The sequence below is a fragment of the Lentzea sp. HUAS12 genome, assembly GCF_024125735.1.
Taxonomy (GTDB): Bacteria; Actinomycetota; Actinomycetes; order Mycobacteriales; family Pseudonocardiaceae; genus Lentzea; species Lentzea albida.
In genome coordinates this window covers 2,033,895-2,050,198 of the sequence record NZ_CP099738.1, presented here as the reverse complement: position 1 = coordinate 2,050,198, position 16,304 = coordinate 2,033,895, and the positions used below count along the sequence as shown (strand labels likewise).

At 70.9% G+C, this 16,304-nt stretch carries 16 protein-coding genes; 6 read left to right on the top strand and 10 right to left on the bottom strand.

Annotation, left to right across the window (positions count from 1 at the left end; genetic code table 11):
• The first annotated feature begins 25 nt into the window (after nucleotides 1-25).
• The 3 genes from ND450_RS08685 to ND450_RS08675 all read left to right on the top strand — a co-directional run bounded on the left by ND450_RS08685 (nucleotide 26) and on the right by ND450_RS08675 (nucleotide 2,059).
• Nucleotides 26-991, top strand: coding sequence for an aldo/keto reductase (locus ND450_RS08685; protein WP_089926535.1), 966 nt, complete (start codon nucleotides 26-28; stop codon nucleotides 989-991).
• Nucleotides 992-1,193: 202 nt separating this feature from the next.
• Nucleotides 1,194-1,850: a YncE family protein gene (locus ND450_RS08680; RefSeq protein WP_253325627.1), complete on the top strand. Its 657-nt coding sequence runs from the start codon at nucleotides 1,194-1,196 to the stop codon at nucleotides 1,848-1,850.
• Nucleotides 1,847-2,059, top strand: coding sequence for a DUF5703 family protein (locus tag ND450_RS08675; protein WP_089926537.1), 213 nt, complete (start codon nucleotides 1,847-1,849; stop codon nucleotides 2,057-2,059). The genes ND450_RS08680 and ND450_RS08675 overlap by 4 nt, the downstream gene beginning before the upstream one ends.
• Here the strand turns inward: ND450_RS08675 and ND450_RS08670 are convergent.
• Nucleotides 2,052-2,984, bottom strand: a complete 933-nt coding sequence (locus ND450_RS08670) for an aldo/keto reductase (RefSeq protein WP_253325626.1) — start codon at nucleotides 2,982-2,984, stop codon at nucleotides 2,052-2,054. The genes ND450_RS08675 and ND450_RS08670 overlap by 8 nt on opposite strands.
• A gap of 69 nt (nucleotides 2,985-3,053) precedes the next feature.
• On the opposite strand from ND450_RS08670, the gene ND450_RS08665 reads away from it, so the two are divergent.
• The 3 genes from ND450_RS08665 to ND450_RS08655 all read left to right on the top strand — a co-directional run bounded on the left by ND450_RS08665 (nucleotide 3,054) and on the right by ND450_RS08655 (nucleotide 8,088).
• Nucleotides 3,054-3,776, top strand: coding sequence for a helix-turn-helix domain-containing protein (locus ND450_RS08665; protein ID WP_253325625.1), 723 nt, complete (start codon nucleotides 3,054-3,056; stop codon nucleotides 3,774-3,776).
• Nucleotides 3,777-3,822: 46 nt separating this feature from the next.
• Nucleotides 3,823-7,458: a helix-turn-helix domain-containing protein gene (locus tag ND450_RS08660; RefSeq protein WP_253325624.1), complete on the top strand. Its 3,636-nt coding sequence runs from the start codon at nucleotides 3,823-3,825 to the stop codon at nucleotides 7,456-7,458.
• Between the two features lie 186 nt (nucleotides 7,459-7,644).
• Nucleotides 7,645-8,088 (top strand): hypothetical protein, encoded by a 444-nt coding sequence (locus ND450_RS08655; RefSeq protein WP_253325623.1) that lies wholly within the window; start codon nucleotides 7,645-7,647, stop codon nucleotides 8,086-8,088.
• Here the strand turns inward: ND450_RS08655 and ND450_RS08650 are convergent.
• The 9 genes from ND450_RS08650 to ND450_RS08610 form a co-directional block, all read right to left on the bottom strand.
• A complete protein-coding gene (locus ND450_RS08650) occupies nucleotides 8,069-9,166 on the bottom strand; it encodes a hypothetical protein (RefSeq protein WP_253325622.1) in 1,098 nt (365 codons plus the stop codon). The two genes, ND450_RS08655 and ND450_RS08650, sit on opposite strands and share 20 nt — an antisense overlap.
• An 11-nt stretch (nucleotides 9,167-9,177) precedes the next feature.
• Entirely contained in the window at nucleotides 9,178-10,011 is an 834-nt protein-coding gene (locus tag ND450_RS08645) for an alpha/beta fold hydrolase (protein ID WP_253325621.1), read from the bottom strand.
• A 64-nt stretch (nucleotides 10,012-10,075) separates the two neighbouring features.
• The gene (locus tag ND450_RS08640; RefSeq protein WP_253325620.1) at nucleotides 10,076-10,861 is read right to left on the bottom strand and encodes an SDR family NAD(P)-dependent oxidoreductase; all 786 of its coding nucleotides are present in this window, start codon (nucleotides 10,859-10,861) and stop codon (nucleotides 10,076-10,078) included.
• Nucleotides 10,862-10,871: 10 nt separating this feature from the next.
• The gene (locus ND450_RS08635) at nucleotides 10,872-12,197 is read right to left on the bottom strand and encodes a M20/M25/M40 family metallo-hydrolase (protein WP_253325619.1); all 1,326 of its coding nucleotides are present in this window, start codon (nucleotides 12,195-12,197) and stop codon (nucleotides 10,872-10,874) included.
• Between the two features lie 19 nt (nucleotides 12,198-12,216).
• Nucleotides 12,217-13,107: a glutaminase gene (locus ND450_RS08630; protein WP_253325618.1), complete on the bottom strand. Its 891-nt coding sequence runs from the start codon at nucleotides 13,105-13,107 to the stop codon at nucleotides 12,217-12,219.
• A 27-nt stretch (nucleotides 13,108-13,134) separates the two neighbouring features.
• Nucleotides 13,135-13,728 (bottom strand): DUF6801 domain-containing protein, encoded by a 594-nt coding sequence (locus tag ND450_RS08625; protein ID WP_253325617.1) that lies wholly within the window; start codon nucleotides 13,726-13,728, stop codon nucleotides 13,135-13,137.
• A 144-nt stretch (nucleotides 13,729-13,872) separates the two neighbouring features.
• The gene (locus tag ND450_RS08620; RefSeq protein ID WP_253325616.1) at nucleotides 13,873-14,958 is read right to left on the bottom strand and encodes a CdaR family transcriptional regulator; all 1,086 of its coding nucleotides are present in this window, start codon (nucleotides 14,956-14,958) and stop codon (nucleotides 13,873-13,875) included.
• 118 nt (nucleotides 14,959-15,076) lie between these two features.
• Entirely contained in the window at nucleotides 15,077-15,739 is a 663-nt protein-coding gene (locus tag ND450_RS08615; protein WP_253325615.1) for a GAP family protein, read from the bottom strand.
• Entirely contained in the window at nucleotides 15,736-16,302 is a 567-nt protein-coding gene (locus ND450_RS08610; protein WP_253325614.1) for a TetR/AcrR family transcriptional regulator, read from the bottom strand. The genes ND450_RS08615 and ND450_RS08610 overlap by 4 nt, the downstream gene beginning before the upstream one ends.
• Between the last annotated feature and the right edge of the window lie 2 nt (nucleotides 16,303-16,304).

The window sequence follows — 16,304 nt, the reverse complement described above, 5'->3', positions numbered from 1 at the left end:
ATGATCACCCCTTAGCATCGCGCACGTGGAACAGCGATACCTCGGCCGCAGCGGCCTCCGCGTCTCCAGGACCGCGCTGGGCACGATGACGTGGGGCCGCGACACCGACCCGGACGAGGCCGCCACCCAGCTCATGGCCTTCGCCGACGCCGGCGGCACCCTCGTCGACACCGCCGACGTCTACACCGACGGCGAAGCCGAACGCATCCTCGGCGGCCTCCTCGGCGAGATCGTCCCCCGCGACGAACTCGTCCTCGCCACCAAAGCCGTCGCCCGCCGCACCGAAGGCCCCTTCGGCGGAGGCGCCTCCCGCGGCGCCCTCCTGCACGCCCTCGACGGCTCCCTGCGCCGCCTCGCCGTCGACCACATCGACCTCTGGCAACTCCACGCCTGGGACGCCGGCGTCCCCGTCGAGGAATCACTCTCCGCCCTCGACCACGCCATCACCTCCGGCAAGGTCCGCTACGCCGGCATCTCCAACTACAGCGGCTGGCAACTCGCCACCGCCGCCATGACCCCCACGACCTACCCGCTCATCTCCACCCAGGTCGAGTACTCACTGCTCGAACGCGGCATCGAACGCGAAGTCGCCCCCGCCGCCCTGCACCACGGCCTCGGACTCCTCCCGTGGGCCCCCCTCGGCCGCGGCGTCCTCACCGGCAAATACCGCAATGGCACCCCACCCGACTCCCGCGGCGCCTCCACCCACTTCGCCGGCTACGTCGAACAACACCGCAACGACCGCGCCGCCCGCATCGTCCAGGCCGTCGCCACCGCCGCCGAAGGCCTCGGCACCTCCGCCCTGTGCGTCGCCCTCGCCTGGGTCCGCGACCGCCCCGGCGTCGTCGCACCCGTCGTCGGCGCCCGCGACACCAACCAGCTCATCGCGTCTCTCGAAGCCGAGCAGCTCACCCTGCCCCCGGCCATCCGCGCCGCGCTGGACGACGTCAGCGCCATCGAGCTCGGCTACCCCGAACGCCCGATGCCCTGAACCTGCCCCGCTGTCTGTGTGGTTGTTGGTCTGTCTGTCAGCTGGTTCGTGACGACCTGTCGGGTTTTAATTTTGGTCCACACTGAAGCTATAGAGGTAAGTACACCAAACGCCGGATGAGTTTCACCCCACCCCTTGCGTGACCTCCGGCCGAACGTCGTGGATCCTGGAAGACCACGACGTATGCCAGGAGGAACCGATCTTGCGCCGGCTCGCTGCTCTGATCCTGACCACCGCCACGCTCGCAGCGTGCGGCCAGAGCGAGGGGTCACAGGATCCGCTGCAGGTCGCGGAAGTCCTCGAAGCGGCCAAGCCCGCCCACTCCCCCGCCCAGAACGCCACCCCGCCCGGTGACATCACCCCCGGCGGCACGTTCACCGAGGGCGACAGCACGCAGAAGTTCCAGGTCAACGGCCGCAACGTCGAGCTCGACCGGCTGCGCAGCGCCGTCTTCGAGATGACCACCGACGACAAGGGCGCCGAGACCAGGGGCACCGGCCTGCGCGCCGGCGACGGCGCCACCAACGGCGTCCCCGACCGCTTCGGGCGCCTGCTCGTCGTCGACACCCGCGGCGGTGAGTTCATCGCGTTCTCGATCAACCCGCTGATCATGCGCCAGCGCTACCCCGTGCCCGGCACGCCCTACGGCATCGCCTACGACGGCAAGCGCGACATCGCGTGGATCACGCTCACCGACCGCAACGAGGTCGTCGGCCTCGACGTCGCCGCGGGAGAACCGGCCGAGAAGTACCGGTTCCCCACCGTGCGCCAACCGAACACCGTCAGCGTCGACCAGGAGTCCGGACGCGTCACCGTCACGTCCGGCGACAACGGAGGGGTACAGGTGATCTCGCCATGACCGAAGGGGTGATCGACGGAGACTGGGAGTACCGGCCGCTGCGTCTGCCGCCCGGCATCTCCCGCCGCACCGCGACCACGCAGCTGGCCATCCAGGCCGAGTTCGCGGGCTGGGAACTGTCCCGCACGCTGCTCTACAGCGACGGCTCCCGCAAGATGTGGCTCCGCCGCAAGGTCCAGCCCTCGTTGCTGCCGGGTCTCATCACCTGACGACGACGGCAGGTCCGAACGCGCCGGGATCGCACCCGGCGATGAAGTCCGCCGGAAAGCCCCGCTCGAACGGGGCCGACGCCTCCAGGCGCGCGACCGCTTCCGGCGGCAGCACCACCTCGCCCAGGCAGTCGAGCACCTGCTCCGGCGTCCGCGCGCCCACCAGCGGCAGCGCACCGGACGAACGCAGCCACGCCAGCGCCACCCGAGCCGGCGTCGCCCCCACCGAGTCCGCGACCTCCCGCACGGCCCGCGCCGCCCGTTGCTCCCGTTCGGACAGCCGCCCCGAACGTCGCGTGCCACCGGAGAGCTTCCCCGCCGCCAACGGCGCCCACGCCGCCACGGTCAACCCCAGCGCGTCCGCCATCGGCAGCAACTCCCGCTCCACGTCGCGCTGGAGCAGGTTGTACGGCACCTGCAACCCCGCGAACGGCGTCCAGTCACGCCACTCCGCCAGCGTGTTCGCCCGTGCCACGAACCACGCCGGCGCGTCGGACACCCCGACGTAGAGCACCTTCCCCGCCCGCACCACGTCGTCCAGCGCCCGCATCGTCTCCTCGACCGGCGTGTGCCGGTCCCACAGGTGCACCCACAGCACGTCCACGTAGTCCGTGCGCAACCGCCGCAACGACCGCTCCAGCGACGACACCAGTTTCTTGCGGTGGTTCCCACCCGCGTTCGGATCCGCCGGATCCCGCGTCAACGAGTACTTCGTCGCCAGCACGAACCGGTCCCGCCGGCTCAGCACCGCGCCGAGCACCTCCTCGCTCTCGCCGTAGGCCGAGGCGGTGTCGAGGAAGTTCCCACCGGCGTCCGCGTAGGCCTCGACGACGGGCCGCGCCACGTCCTTCGAACGCAGGGTCATGGTGCCCAGCAACAACTCCGAGATCCGCAGGCCGGTCCATCCGAACAGTCGGTATCGCATGATCCACAGCATCGCCGCGTCCGCCGGACCGAGGGAGTCCCGCCCAGGGCCCCTCTAAGCTCGCCGGTCATGGCCGACAACGCCCTGGGCCGGTTCCTGCGCGCCCGCCGCGAAGCCACCACTCCCCCGACGACGGAACGACGCCGCACCCCGGGCCTGCGCCGCGGCGAACTGGCCGACCGCGCCGGCATCAGCGTCGAGTACCTCACCCGCCTCGAACGCGGCACCGACCGCTCCCCCTCCGGCCAGGTCCTGTCCGCCCTCGCCGACGCGCTGGCGATGACCGCCGACGAACGCGTCCACCTCCACCGGCTGATCAAGGCCGGCACGACCTGCGCCCCTCCCCCGCCACCGGCGCTGCGGCCGACTGTGCGTGCGACCTTGGCCGCACTCGAACCCACCGCGGCCGCCGTCCTGTCCCCCGCGGGCGACGTGCTCGCGTGCACCCCGAGGTTCCGCGAGATCTCCGGCCTGGACGACGAGCCGAACCTCGTCCGGTTCGCGTTCGGCCCGCGAGCCCAGGCCCACCACCCCGACTGGGACCAGGTCGCCCGTGACCGCGCCGCCGCTCTGCGTGCAGCCGCTGACCTGGGCGATCCCACCGCCGCCGCGCTCGCGTTCGAACTCTCGATCACCGCCGGCGCCGCCTTCACCGACCGCTACGACGCCGCGGCCTCACTCCCGCCCACCACCGGCACCGAACGCTGGGGTTCCCACCTCGTGGCGTTCGAGACGCTCTACCTGTCGGGTGAGGGCGAGCTCCGGTTGATGGTTGTTTTTAGTCCACACTGAAGCTATAGAGATTGACGATACACGAACGAATGACAGACTCTGCGGCATGCCTCGCCCGGAAAAACCGCTCGACCCGTTCGCCGGGCCTGTTGAACAGTTCGCGTTCGACCTGCGCAAGCTCCGCGAGAAGGCCGGCTCCCCCGGCTACCGCGAGCTCGGCAAGCTCAGCCACTACTCCGCCAGCACCCTCGCCGACGCCGCCCGCGGCCAGCGGCTCCCCTCCCTCGCCGTGGCGCTCGCGTTCGTCCGCGCCTGCGGAGGCGACGAGGAGCTGTGGGAACAGCGCTGGCGCGACATCAGCGAGCGGGACGGGCACCTCGAGAACGGCTCCTCCCCCTACGTCGGCCTCAAGGCGTTCACCGAGCACGACGCCGACCGCTTCTTCGGACGGGAACGGCTCGTCGGCAAGCTGCTCGGCAAGCTCGAGCACCACGACACCGTGCTCGTCGTCGGTGCCTCCGGCTCCGGCAAGTCGTCGCTGCTCAGGGCCGGTCTGCTGGCCCGCACCCCCGGTGAGCTGATCACTCCGGCCACGCACCCGCTCCCCCGGACCGAGGGCCTGCTGGTCATCGACCAGTTCGAGGAGGTCTTCGCCCTCCCGCACCGCGACGAGTTCATCGCCGCCGTCACGGCACGCACCGGCAAGACCGTCATCGGCATGCGCGCCGACTTCTACGGCCACTGCGCCCGCTACCCCGCCCTCGCGAAGGCCGTCGAGGACGCCCAGGTGCTCGTCGGCCCCATGACCACCGACGAGCTGCGCAAGGCCATCACCCAGCCCGCCGTCGAGGTCGGCTGCGCGCTCGAGACCGGACTCGTCGCCCGCCTCATCGCCGACGCCACGGGCGAGGCGGGTGTGCTCCCCCACGTCAGCCACGCACTGCTCGAGACGTGGCAGCGCAAGCGCGGCAACACCCTCACGCTCACCAGCTACCACGAGAGCGGCGGCATCGCCCGCGCCATCGCGAACACCGCCGAACACGCGTTCACCGGCCTCGACGAGCAGCAGCAGGTCCAGGCGCGCCAGGTGTTCCTGCGGCTCGTGAACCCCGGCGAGGGCACCGAGGACACCAAGCGGCACGTCAAGCGCTCCGAGCTCGCGGCGGACGACGTCGTCGAGCACCTCGCCGGCGCACGCATCCTCACCGTCGACGACGACAGCGTCGAGATCAGCCACGAAGCCGTCATCCGCAGCTGGCCGCGCCTCAAGGACTGGCTCGCCGAGGCGCGCGACGACCTGCGCGTGCACCGCAGGCTCACCGCCGCCGCGGCCGACTGGGAGGCCCACGACCGCGACCCCGGTTCGCTCTACCGCGGCGTGCCGCTGACCCAGGCGAGCGACTGGGCCCAGCGCGAGCCGGCGGCGCTCAACGCCGCCGAGAAGGCGTTCCTCGACGCCAGCAAGGCCGCCGTCGAACACAAGCAGGCCGTCGAGAAGCGCCGCACCACGAACCTGCGCCGGGTCGTCTCACTGCTCGCGGTACTGCTGCTCGTGGCGACCTCAGCGTCCGTGTTCGCCGTGCGCGCTCAACGGCAGACGACCGAGCAACGCACCATCGCGCTCGCCCAGAAGGCCATCGCCGAGGCCAACGGCGTGCAGGCGCGCGATCCCGGGCTGGCGAGCCAGCTCCGCCTCGCGGCCTACCGCCTGACCGGGCTGCCCGCCGCACGCGACAGCCTGCTGAGCACGTTCGCCGGTCCCCAGGTCACCATCGCCAGGGGCCACGCGGAATCCGTGGCGTTCGCCCTGTTCAGCCCGGACGGCAGGCTCATGGCTTCGGCCGCCGACGACAAGGCGCTGATCATCTGGGACGCCACCGACCGCTACCACCCCGTCGAGGTCGGCCGCACGCACGTCGGTGACGACGCCACCCACGGCATGGCGTTCAGCCCGGACAGCCGCACGGTCGCCACCGCGGGCTGGGACGGCTTCATCCGCCTGTTCGACGTCTCCAACCCCCGCAAGCCCGTCGAGAAGGCCCGCATCACGGGGCACAAGGGCCAGGTGCAGGAGGTCGAGTTCGCCCCGGACGGCCGCACGCTCGTCAGCGCCGGCTCGGACGGGACGGTCCGGGTCTGGGACATCTCCGGCCCCGCTACCCCGGTGCGCACCATCCAGGCCCACGAGGACACGGTGCACGCCATCGCGCTGAACGCCGCGGGCACCACAGTCGCCTCGGTCTCCTGGGACGGCTCCGCCCGGCTCTGGGACCTCGCGACCGGGGAGAGGCTCTCCACCATCTCGTCCGTCCTGGGCGACGTCTCCTCCGACGGCATCGCCTTCTCCCCCACCGGGCTGCTCGCCACCGGCGGCGAGAACGGCGGTGTGCGGATCTGGGACGCCGGCGACCCGCGCAACCCCGTGCTGCTCAGCGTCGCGCCCGGACACATCTTCTCCGTGCACACGATGGCGTTCTCCCCCGACGGCAGGTTCCTCGCCACCGGCGGCGGCGACAAGACCACCCGCCTGTGGGACGTCACCGAGCCGCGCGACGTCCGACTCGTGAGCACCACCTCCGGCCACACGGACACGGTCTGGTCGGTCGCGTTCAGCGCCGACTCCCGTCAGATGGTCACCGCGACCACCGACGCCGACGTCCGCGTGCTCGACGTGGCGAACCTCAACCCCGCGCGCCACCGCGAGACGGTCTGGAAGCTCGACCAGGATCCGGCCGGGAAGTTCCTCACCACGGTCTCCTCCGACGGCGACATCAGGCTGTGGCGCCAGGAGGACCGCCATGTCGAGCCCCTCTCGACGCTGCCGAAGCTTCCCGCGACCGAGCAGTCGGCGACCGTCGACGTCCACCCCGGCGGCAAGCTGCTGTTCGGCTCGACCGACACCGCCGGCGTCCTGTGGGAGGTGAGCGACCCGGCGCGGCCACGGGAGCTGAGCAGGGCGATCACCGCCGTCGAGGTCATCGAGTCCGCGACGTTCAGCCACGACGGCACCACGCTCGCGGTCGCCGAGAAGAACGGCGTGGTGGGGCTCTGGAAGATCACCGATCCCGCGAACCCGGTGAAGACGGGCACCTTCGCGGTGCCCGAGGCGGACCACGTGTGGCAGATCGAGTTCTCCCAGGACGACCGGACGCTCGTCGTCGCGAGCGGCACCCGCGAGCTCCAGCTCTGGGACGTGAGCGACCACGCCTCGCCTCGCGCGCACCCGCCGCTGCGCATCGACGACAACCCCGACCCGATCCGCCGCGGCGGGCAGGCCGGGCGGCAGGAAGTCATGACGGTGGTCATCCACGGCACGGTGATGGCGTTCGCGAACAAGGACAGCAGCGGTGCCCTCTACGACATCAGCGATCCCGCCCACCCGCGTGAGCTGGGAACGCTTCCCAACGACGGCGGGCCGCTGCAGCGCCTCGCCTTCTCCCCCGACGGCACCCTCCTCGCGGCCGGCACGACCGACGACGTGATCCGCGTGTGGACCGTGAGCGATCCCCGGAACCCCCAGCTCCGGGCAGTGCTGCACGGTCACACCGAACGGGTGTGGGGTGTGGCCTTCGCACCGGACAACCGCACTCTGGCGACCACCGGCGCCGACCGCACCGTCCGCGTCTGGGACATCGACGTGGAAGCCACAGCGGCCCGCGTGTGTGCGACTACGACGGCGCACCTGTCCACTCGTCATTGGGAGCAATACTTCCCCGGCGTCGAACCGAGGCCACTCTGCTGAACAAACCCCCACCCTTCCTCTCCACCGCATTTGTACTGGGAAAACGTTGTGCGGTGTCGATGTCCGGGCGCCGTACAACAACTTTCACGCAACGCGGTGGGCAGAGCGCAGGAAGGTGATTCTTCAGTCAACACTGAAGCAATAAAATTTACCGAACTGGTTGTCGATGTGATCAGATTCTGGGTCATGGAGCTCGTGCCGCACGAAGTCGGGGTCGCTCACAGCGCACTGCCGCACGACGAAACGTCCGCCCGTGCCCTGCTCGCCGATGCGGCGGCGCAGGGCCTGCACACCGTTGTCGTCACCGCCGAGGAGGGTGACGAACGCGCTCTCACCGTGTTGCGCGAACTGCGCGCGGAATGGCACACGGAGGACGGCAAGGTCACCGCCCAGCTGGACACGGACGCCGAGGGCCAGCTGGCCCACCTCTGGGCGTTGCCGGAGGAGGGCAGGGCCGCGTGGCTCGCCGCGTTCCCCCGCCACGACGACCCGAACTGGTGGATGCACCGCCTGCTCGTGCTCAACCACCACCCGGAGTGGGCACCGCTCAGGGACTGGCTGGTCGGCGAGCACGTCCGGTTGTTCGGCCGGCCGCCGGGCAGGCGCCGCTCTAGCGCGGCAGGCCGCTGAAGTCCGGCTGGGTGAAGCGCTGGATCCAGGGGATCGGGTCCTCCTCCGGGACGTCCCGGTCCGGCTGGACGGCGGCGAACGTCAGCACCGGCACGCGCGGCACACCGACCGCGATCACGTCGTCGTGCGTGCCGGCGATCCACATGACGCCCGTGTCCGCGATGTTCGCGATCACGTTCAGGTCCGGTAGCACGAACTGCACCAGCGCGAGCCCGCCCGGCATCTCCGCCAGGCCGGCGACGTGCTGGTTGGGCTGCCACGGGAACAGCGTGACCGTCACCGGTGTCCACTGCGCCGAGTTGTCCACGGCCGTGACGGCGTCGCGGTACCAGCGGCTGATCTCGACCGACGTGTGGACGCCGAGCAGTCCCACCACCAGCACGAGCCCGCCGACGACGAGCCCGGCCGGTGCGAACGGGACCAGGCTCAGCAGGACCACCACCGCGCCGAAGGCCGCGGGAACGGCCGACCACAGCCACGCCCGCACTCCCCACCGCATGCCCCGGTAGGCCTTCGCGGTCGCCGGGTCGTCGAGCGGACGGCCGAGGGGCCGCTCCACCCGTTCGCGCACCGGGCGATCGTCCGGGCCCGTGTCCACCTTGGCGTTCTCCATCTTCGCGAACCCGGCGACGCGCACGACGGCCCTCCCACCGGCGTCCGGGCCGCAGACGAAGGCCTCCTGCCGTTCGAGCGCCATGTCCGGGAAGTCCTCGAACCAGCCCCGGAGCACCACGCCGTCGTCGAGCAGCAGCCGGTCGGTCCCGTCGTCGTGCTTCTCCGCCACCCGCACCGCGACCCGCCGCCACGGCTGTTCCAGCAGGCCACGACGCTCGGCCCTGGTCTCCGCGCGGTACATCAGCGGCCCCAGCCCGCACAGGACGGCGACCAACGCCAGGACGACGAGCGCGCCGATGTTGCCCGGCGCCGGCGGCAGCAGCCAGCACGTCACCGCGCCCGCTCCCGCCACGACCGCGATGCCGCCGAGCGCCTTCGCGCCCCAGCGCAGGTCCTGCAGGATGAGGCCGGTGGACCAGTCGTCCTTCGCGGGCACGTCGGTCCGCGGCTCCAGGTACTGCACCGGTCCCCCAGCTATGCCTTCGCGGCCACCTCGCGGATCAGGTTCGCGAGCTCCGCCGGTCGTTCCAACGGGAGCATATGTCCGGCGTCGGCCAGGACGACCGACGTTCCGCCGAACTTCACGGCGTCGGCCTCGGGCACCAGCCGGTCCTCGTCCCCCACCACCGCGACGACGGCCTTCTCCTGGGCGACCATCAGCCCGGCCTCGCGGTCGTAGCGGTCCACGGCGGGACGGAACAGCGCGACCGTCTCCGGCCAGTGCCCCCACACCATGTCCGCGGTGAGCTCCACGTCCTCGTCCGAGGGCTCGTCGCCGAAGAGCCACCACCGCAGCCCCGCGGTCTTGGCGGGCTCGATCTTCTCCCGCACGGCCCGCACGATCGGCCCGAAGGCCCGTTCCAGCTCCCGCACGAGCTTGCCGACGGCCTTGGGCCACGCCAGCGTCGTCTCGGACACCCCGCTCGCCGCCATGGACACGAACACGTTGCCGAGCACCCGCTGCCGGAACAGCCGCGGCCGCCGTTCGGCCATCGCAAGTGCCGCCATGGCGCCCATCGAGTGCCCGGCGATCACCACGTGGCCCTGCGGCACGGCGCGTTCGATCAGCTCGCCGAGGTCCTCCCCCAGTTGCTCGATCGTCGCCGTCTCCTTCGACGCCGCCGACGAGCCGCCGTGGCCGCGGTGGTCGTACGCGATGACCTGGAACTCCCCGCTCAGGTGCTCGACGACCTTGTGCCAGCTGCGGTGGTCGAGCGCGTAGCCGTGCGCGAGCACGATCGTCACCGGTGCCTCCGGATCACCCGCGCGCACCACGTTGAGCTCGGTCCCGTCCTCCAGCAGCACCATGCGCAGTCCTTTCACCGTGGTCGTCTTGTTCGTCCTAACGAGACAACCCGGTTCCGGACACGCCCTATCCGCTGCCGAGCACCACCTGCGGCGGTATCTGCCCGCCACCGACCCCCGGCACACCGCGGAACCGGTACGGCTCCGCCTTCCCTCCCGGCTGGATGGTCCAGGCCTCCCCCGGCTTCCCGTCGGCCAGCACGGACTGGAACGCCTCGGCGACGTCCGACGGCGTCAGCAGCGGGAACGCGACCGCGTCGAACTCCTCCTTCGCCGCACCCAGCAGCAACGTGTCGACGAAACCCGGGCACAGGGCGGAGACCGTGATGCCCTCCCCCGCCACGGCCTGGCCCGCCGCCCGCACGTACCCGACCACCGCGTGCTTGGTCAGCGTGTAGAGCGGATCGGAGGACATCGCCGTGAGACCGGCCAGCGACGCGGTGATCACGATCTTCCCGCCGCCGTGGCGCCGCAGGGCCGGGACCGCCGCGCAGACGCCGTACACGACGTGGTCGACGTTGACGCCGACCAGCTTGCGGTAGCGGGCGAGGTCCAGGGAGTCCACGCCGGGCTGGCCGCCTCCGATGCCGGCGTTGAGGTGCACGACGTCGAGGCGTCCGAGCTCCCTCTCGACCTGCTCCACGACCGCGGGCATGGTCGCGGGATCGGTGACGTCGCCCGCTATGGCGATGCCGTCCACCGCGGAGGCGACCCGGTGCGCGCCGGCGGCGTCGAGGTCGACCACCGCCACACGCGCACCGAGTTTCGCGAGCCGCCGCACCACCGCGGCGCCGATCCCACCCGCCCCGCCGGTGACCAGGGCGACCTGACCGGTCAGATCCACAGTGGACACGACGGCCTCCTCAGCTGTTGCTCAGGAAACGGTCCAGCACGCGAACACCGAACTTGAGCGCGTCGACGGGCACGCGCTCGTCCACACCGTGGAAGAGCCCGGAGAAGTCCAGGTCGGCGGGCAGCCTCAGCGGCGCGAAGCCGAAGTTGCGGATGCCGAGCTGCTGGAACGACTTGGCGTCCGTGCCGCCGGACAGCATGTACGGCAGCACGCGGGCGCCGGGGTCCTCGGCGGTGATCGACGCCGTCATCGCGTCCACCAGGGCGCCGTCGAACGTCGTCTCGACCGGCGGCAGGCCGACCCACTCGCGTTCCACGTCGGGTCCGAGCAGCTCGGCGAGCTCGCGGTCGAACGCCTCCTCGCGGCCCGGCAGGATCCGGCAGTCCACAGTGGCCTCGGCCGTGGACGGGATGACGTTCGCCTTGTAACCGGCGGAGAGCATCGTCGGGTTGGCCGTGTCGCGCAGCGTCGCGCCGATCATCCGCGACAGCGCGCCGAGCTTGCCGATCGAGCCCTCGACGTCGTCGTCGGGAAACTCGAGGCCGGTGATCTCGGTGACGCCGTCGAGGAACTCGCGCACCGACGGCCGGATGATCAGCGGCCACTGGTGCTGGTCGAGCTTCGTGACGGCGGCGGCGAGCTTCGCCACGGCGTTGTCGCGGTGGATCATGCTGCCGTGGCCCGCGGTGCCCTTGACCCGCAGCTTGAGCCAGCGGATGCCCTTCTCGGCGGTCTCGACGAGATACGCGCGGACGTCGTCCTTGAGCGTGATCGAGAAGCCGCCGACCTCGCTGATCGCCTCGGTGACGCCCTCGAACAGCTCGGGCCGGTTCTCCACCAGCCACTTGGCGCCGTAGAGGCCGCCCGCCTCCTCGTCGGCGAGGAAGGCGAACACGATGTCGCGCGGCGGCACGACGTTCTCGCGCTTGAAGTGCCGCGCGAGGGCCAGCGTCATGCCGACCATGTCCTTCATGTCGACGGCGCCGCGGCCCCAGACGTACCCGTCCTGCACGGCGCCGGAGAACGGGTGCACCGACCACTCGGAGGCGTCGGCGGGCACGACGTCGAGGTGGCCGTGGACCAGGAGCGCCCCGCGGCTCGGGTCGGCGCCCTGCAGCCGGGCGACGACGTTGCCGCGGCCCTTCGCCCCGGACTCGACGTAGGTGGTCTCGTAGCCGACCTCGGACAGCTTCTCGGCCACCCACTCGGCGGCCGCGCGCTCCCCCACCACCGTCGCGGGGTCACCCGTGTTGGTCGTGTCGATCCTGATCAGCTCGCTGACCAGCGTGACGGCCTCGTCTTCTGCCAGTGCCAGTGCGTTCCCCGTTGTGCTCACCCCGTCTTCCTACCATCCGTCAGAACACGGACCAGCCCGTGAGAGTGGTGAAACGGTCCAGCGCGTCGACTCCCGCGACGGAGTTGCCACGCGCGTCCAATCCTGGACTCCACACGCAGATCGCGCACTTCCCCGGCACGACGGCGATGATGCCGCCGCCGACGCCACTCTTGCCGGGCAGTCCGACGCGGTAGGCGAACTGGCCGGCGGCGTCGTAGGTGCCGCACGTGAGCATGACCGCGTTGACGCGTTTGGCGCCGCTGACGTCCAGCAACCGGGTGCCGTCGTTGCGGACTCCGTGGCGGGCGAGGAACAGGGTGGCCTGGGCGAGGTCGGCGCAGCTCATCGCGATCGAGCACTGGCGCACGTACTCGTGCACCACGACGTCGACCGGGTTGCGCATGTTGCCGTAGGAGGCCATGAAGTGCGCGAGCGCGCGGTTGCGGTCGCTGTGGTCGAGCTCGGACTTCACGACCTCGGGGTCGATCGTGATCGCGGGGTTGCCGCTCTCCTGCCGGAGGAAGCCGAGGAGGCGGTCGGAGGCGCCGAGACCGAGGTGGTCGGTGACGACGAGGGCGCCCGCGTTGATGAACGGGTTGCGCGGGACGCCCTGCTCGGTCTCGAGCTGCACCAGCGAGTTGAACGGGGACCCGGACGGCTCGCGGCCGACGCGGGTCCACACGTCGTCGTTCTCGGCGAGGGCCAGAGCGAGCGTGAACACCTTGGAGATGCTCTGGATCGAGAACGGCCTGTCGTGCCGCCCGGCGCGGAAGACCTCGCCGTCCAGTGTCGCGACGGCGAGGCCGAAGGCGTGCGGGTCGGTCCTGGCCAGTGCTGGGATGTAGTCGGCCACGGCGCCACCGGGCGTCACCTCGGCGGCGATGCGGTCCACCAGCTGCTGGAGCTCCATGGCCGCCATCCCATCACGGGACGGGTGTCACGCCACCTGGAACTCGTAGAACTTGGTGGGCTGGCCCGCCTTGACGGTGCACGGGACGTGGACGACACCGATCCAGGTCGGCTCGCCGTTCTGGTAGCGCGGTGTCAGGGCGAGGTCCGCGTTGCCGAGGTTGATCGACGTCGTGCCCGCGTTGGGCAGCGTCAGCGCCGGGAACGAACCGGAGGCGACCACCTGGAACGTGCCGGAGGAGGGCACCGGCGTGTTCGGGATGATGAGCGTCGACGTGAGGTTCTGGGTGGTGCCGGCGTTGTCGACCGCGATGGTCGTGGTGAGCGTGCCGTCGACGGAGCGGCCGCCGATCCACCACAGCGTGTTGCGGACGTCGTCGGACACGGTGGACGTCACCGTCGCCGAGGCCGGTGCGGTCGGCACGCCGACGGCCGCCGAGTCCGGCAGGTTCGGCGAGCTGACCACGGACGGCACGTCGTGCGTGCCCGCGATCGAGAACTGGCAGGAGTAGGTGATGCTCAGCTCGGCGGTCGCGGCGGAACCCGTGCCGGCGGTCGCCACGCTCAGCGCCCCGGCGACCACCAGAACTGCGGCGGCGCGCGCGAAAAGTCCGGTCTTCATCTGCAGGGACCTCCAGGAGTACGACATTGAACTGCAAGAAGGCGGTGTTGCTTTACTCGTCAGTAAAGTAACCATCGGCCAATACCGGAGGCAAGCGAAAAACCGCTTTTGTCATCCGGGTGCGAAATCGCTTTCGGTGTTTTGTCAGTCACACCGCAAGAAATAGTGCGCGCGGAGGGCGAGTTCGAGGGTGAACCGTTCCTCGGCGTCGTGCATCCGGTCGCCGAACAGTTCCTCCAACTGGTTCACCCGGTACCGCACGGTCTGCGGGTGCACCTGCAGCCGGGCGGCGACCTCGGGGGCCCCGCCGCGCGCCGACAGCCACACCAGCAGCGTCTCGGCGAGCTTGGTGCGCTGCCGATCGGTGAGCGGGGCCAGGGGCTCCAGCGCGCGTCGCGCCAGCTGCCGGGCCAGGAACTCGTCGGCGAGCACGGTCAGTTCGACGAGGTGGTCTGCGGCGTGCACGACCGGCCCGCGCTCCCCGGCGAGGGCGAGCACCCGCCGTGCCGAGGCCAGTGACCGGGGCGCGTCCTGCGGTTCGACGGGCACCCCGACCGCCGCACGCCAGCCGGGCAGCGCCCCGCGGAGCCAGCGCGCGCCGGCGGGCGGGTTCGGCACCAGCAGGTACGGGTGCGCGTCCTCGAAGTCGACGAGGACGTCGGCGGGCAGGCCGTCCGCGGGCGCGTCGGACGGCTCCAGCGCCACGGCCACCAGCCGTTCAGGCATAGGCCACGCCGCCGCCCGCGCCGCGTCGAGGACCGCCTGCCAGTTGCCCGCGGGATCACCGGCGAGCAGTTCCATCAGCTTGCGCCGCTTGCGTTCCAGCGTGCCCGCGGCGCTGGCCTGCGCGGCCGCGTAGCCCTCGACCGACAGGCTCACCAACTCGTCGACGTGGGCGATCATCGCTTCGCCGAGCACGGACATCTCTCGCAGCGACAACGCCCGTTGCTCGGCGAACGCGCAGACGTGCCGCCACGCCACCCGCGCGCCGATGCGGTAGGCGGCCTGGAGGCTGTCGAGGCTGCGACCGGACTTGAACTCCCACGCGCCGAGCTTGCGGTGGATGTCGTCGTGCGGGTCGGGCTCGGCATCCGGCGAGGCGATCCGGTCGACGAACTTGACCAGAGCCTGCCGGATTCCGTCGACCACGTTCTCCCGAAAGTCGCTGTATTCCGGAATGGCTTTCTCGATGGCGTCGAAAATGCTCACCGATACGGGTGCGACTTCCATTCGGAGCAACGGTGCCAGTGCGCGCGGGACCGATCTGCGCGGATCGTCCAGCCCGGTCACCCTGGCGAGTGTAGAAGCGAAACGAAACCGGGTCGTTCAGCCAACCGGGCCAACCGGTTCACACGAAGAACAGCCTCACGAAGGCGTCGCGCGCCACCAGGAACCCGGCGATGCCGAGGATCCACCCCGTCGTGCTCGCACCCTTCTCGGCGAACCAGGTGCTGATCTTCGTGAGGAACGGCTCGATCCTCGAGCGCAGGGCGATGCGGCCACCGAGCAGCAGCAGCGCCGGCAAGATCATGACCAGGCAGTACCCGGCGAGCAGCAGCCCGATCTGGCCCGCGCTCAAGTCGGCGGCGCTCATCATGCCGATCGCGCCGAGGTACGGCAGCATCGTCGCGAGCTCGACCACGCCCGCCAGCACCGCGACCCCGGCCAGCGCCGCGGTCGACCCGTTGGCGCGGTTCTGCCACTTGGTCGTGTCGAGCTTCTTCTTGCTGTCGAAGCGGAAGCTCACCGCGAACAGCAGCACACCGAGCACGAGCTGACCCCAGAGCGCCACCTGGCCGTCGAGGCGGTCGATCACCTGCGAGGCGCCGAGGACGATGAGGACGCCCACGACGAAGTAGAAGATCGTGATCGTGCCGAGGTAGACGGCGAACCTGCTCAGCTTCAGCCTGCCCGGGGTGAGCATCAGCCAGATCGGGACGAACAGCGTCCCGATGCTCGTCGAGTCGAGCAGCGCCAGCCCCGCCAGCGCCGCCACCAGTCCCAGTGTCACGTGCTCCCCCACAGTCGTTCGAGGTGGCGTGCGATCACCCGCTCCGCCACCTCCTCGGTCATCTCCTCCGGCTCCAGGGCGCGTTGCGCCGTGACGCCGTCCACCAGCGCCGCGAGCCCGACGGCCTCCTCGCCGTCCACACCCGCGGCCTCCAGCACGTGCCGGCACAGGTCCCTGACCACCTGTGCGCCCTGCTTGTGGCGTTCGAGCAACACGGGATTCGCCGCGGCACGGGCCGCGAACGCGAGCCACACCCGTGCGCGTGCTGGGTCGCCCACGAGCGCGATGGCGCACAACGCCTCACGCAGCTGGTCCTGGAGGCCGCCCTCCTGGTTCAGGACCTCCTGCACGCTCGCCGTCAGCTCCTCCACGAGCTGGTCCTGCGCGAACAGCAACAGCTCGTCCTTGCTGCGGAAGTACTTCTGCAGCAAGCCCGTCGTGGCGTCGAGCTCCCTCGCGATCCTGGGCAGGCTCGCCGCGTCCAGCCCCTCGGCGTCGACCACCCGGTAGAGGGCGGCCACCACCTGCTGACGCCGTTCGACGGGGTCTGCGTGTTTTGGCACGA

Coding starts and splice junctions, on each gene's coding strand:
- ND450_RS08665 (WP_253325625.1), top strand. CDS start 3,054: ATGGCCGACAACGCCCTGGGCCGGTTCCTGCGCGCCCGCCGCGAAGCC.
- ND450_RS08630 (WP_253325618.1), bottom strand. CDS start 13,107: ATGGAGCTCCAGCAGCTGGTGGACCGCATCGCCGCCGAGGTGACGCCC.
- ND450_RS08645 (WP_253325621.1), bottom strand. CDS start 10,011: ATGGTGCTGCTGGAGGACGGGACCGAGCTCAACGTGGTGCGCGCGGGT.
- ND450_RS08655 (WP_253325623.1), top strand. CDS start 7,645: ATGGAGCTCGTGCCGCACGAAGTCGGGGTCGCTCACAGCGCACTGCCG.
- ND450_RS08670 (WP_253325626.1), bottom strand. CDS start 2,984: ATGCGATACCGACTGTTCGGATGGACCGGCCTGCGGATCTCGGAGTTG.
- ND450_RS08675 (WP_089926537.1), top strand. CDS start 1,847: ATGACCGAAGGGGTGATCGACGGAGACTGGGAGTACCGGCCGCTGCGT.
- ND450_RS08620 (WP_253325616.1), bottom strand. CDS start 14,958: ATGGAAGTCGCACCCGTATCGGTGAGCATTTTCGACGCCATCGAGAAA.
- ND450_RS08660 (WP_253325624.1), top strand. CDS start 3,823: ATGCCTCGCCCGGAAAAACCGCTCGACCCGTTCGCCGGGCCTGTTGAA.
- ND450_RS08625 (WP_253325617.1), bottom strand. CDS start 13,728: ATGAAGACCGGACTTTTCGCGCGCGCCGCCGCAGTTCTGGTGGTCGCC.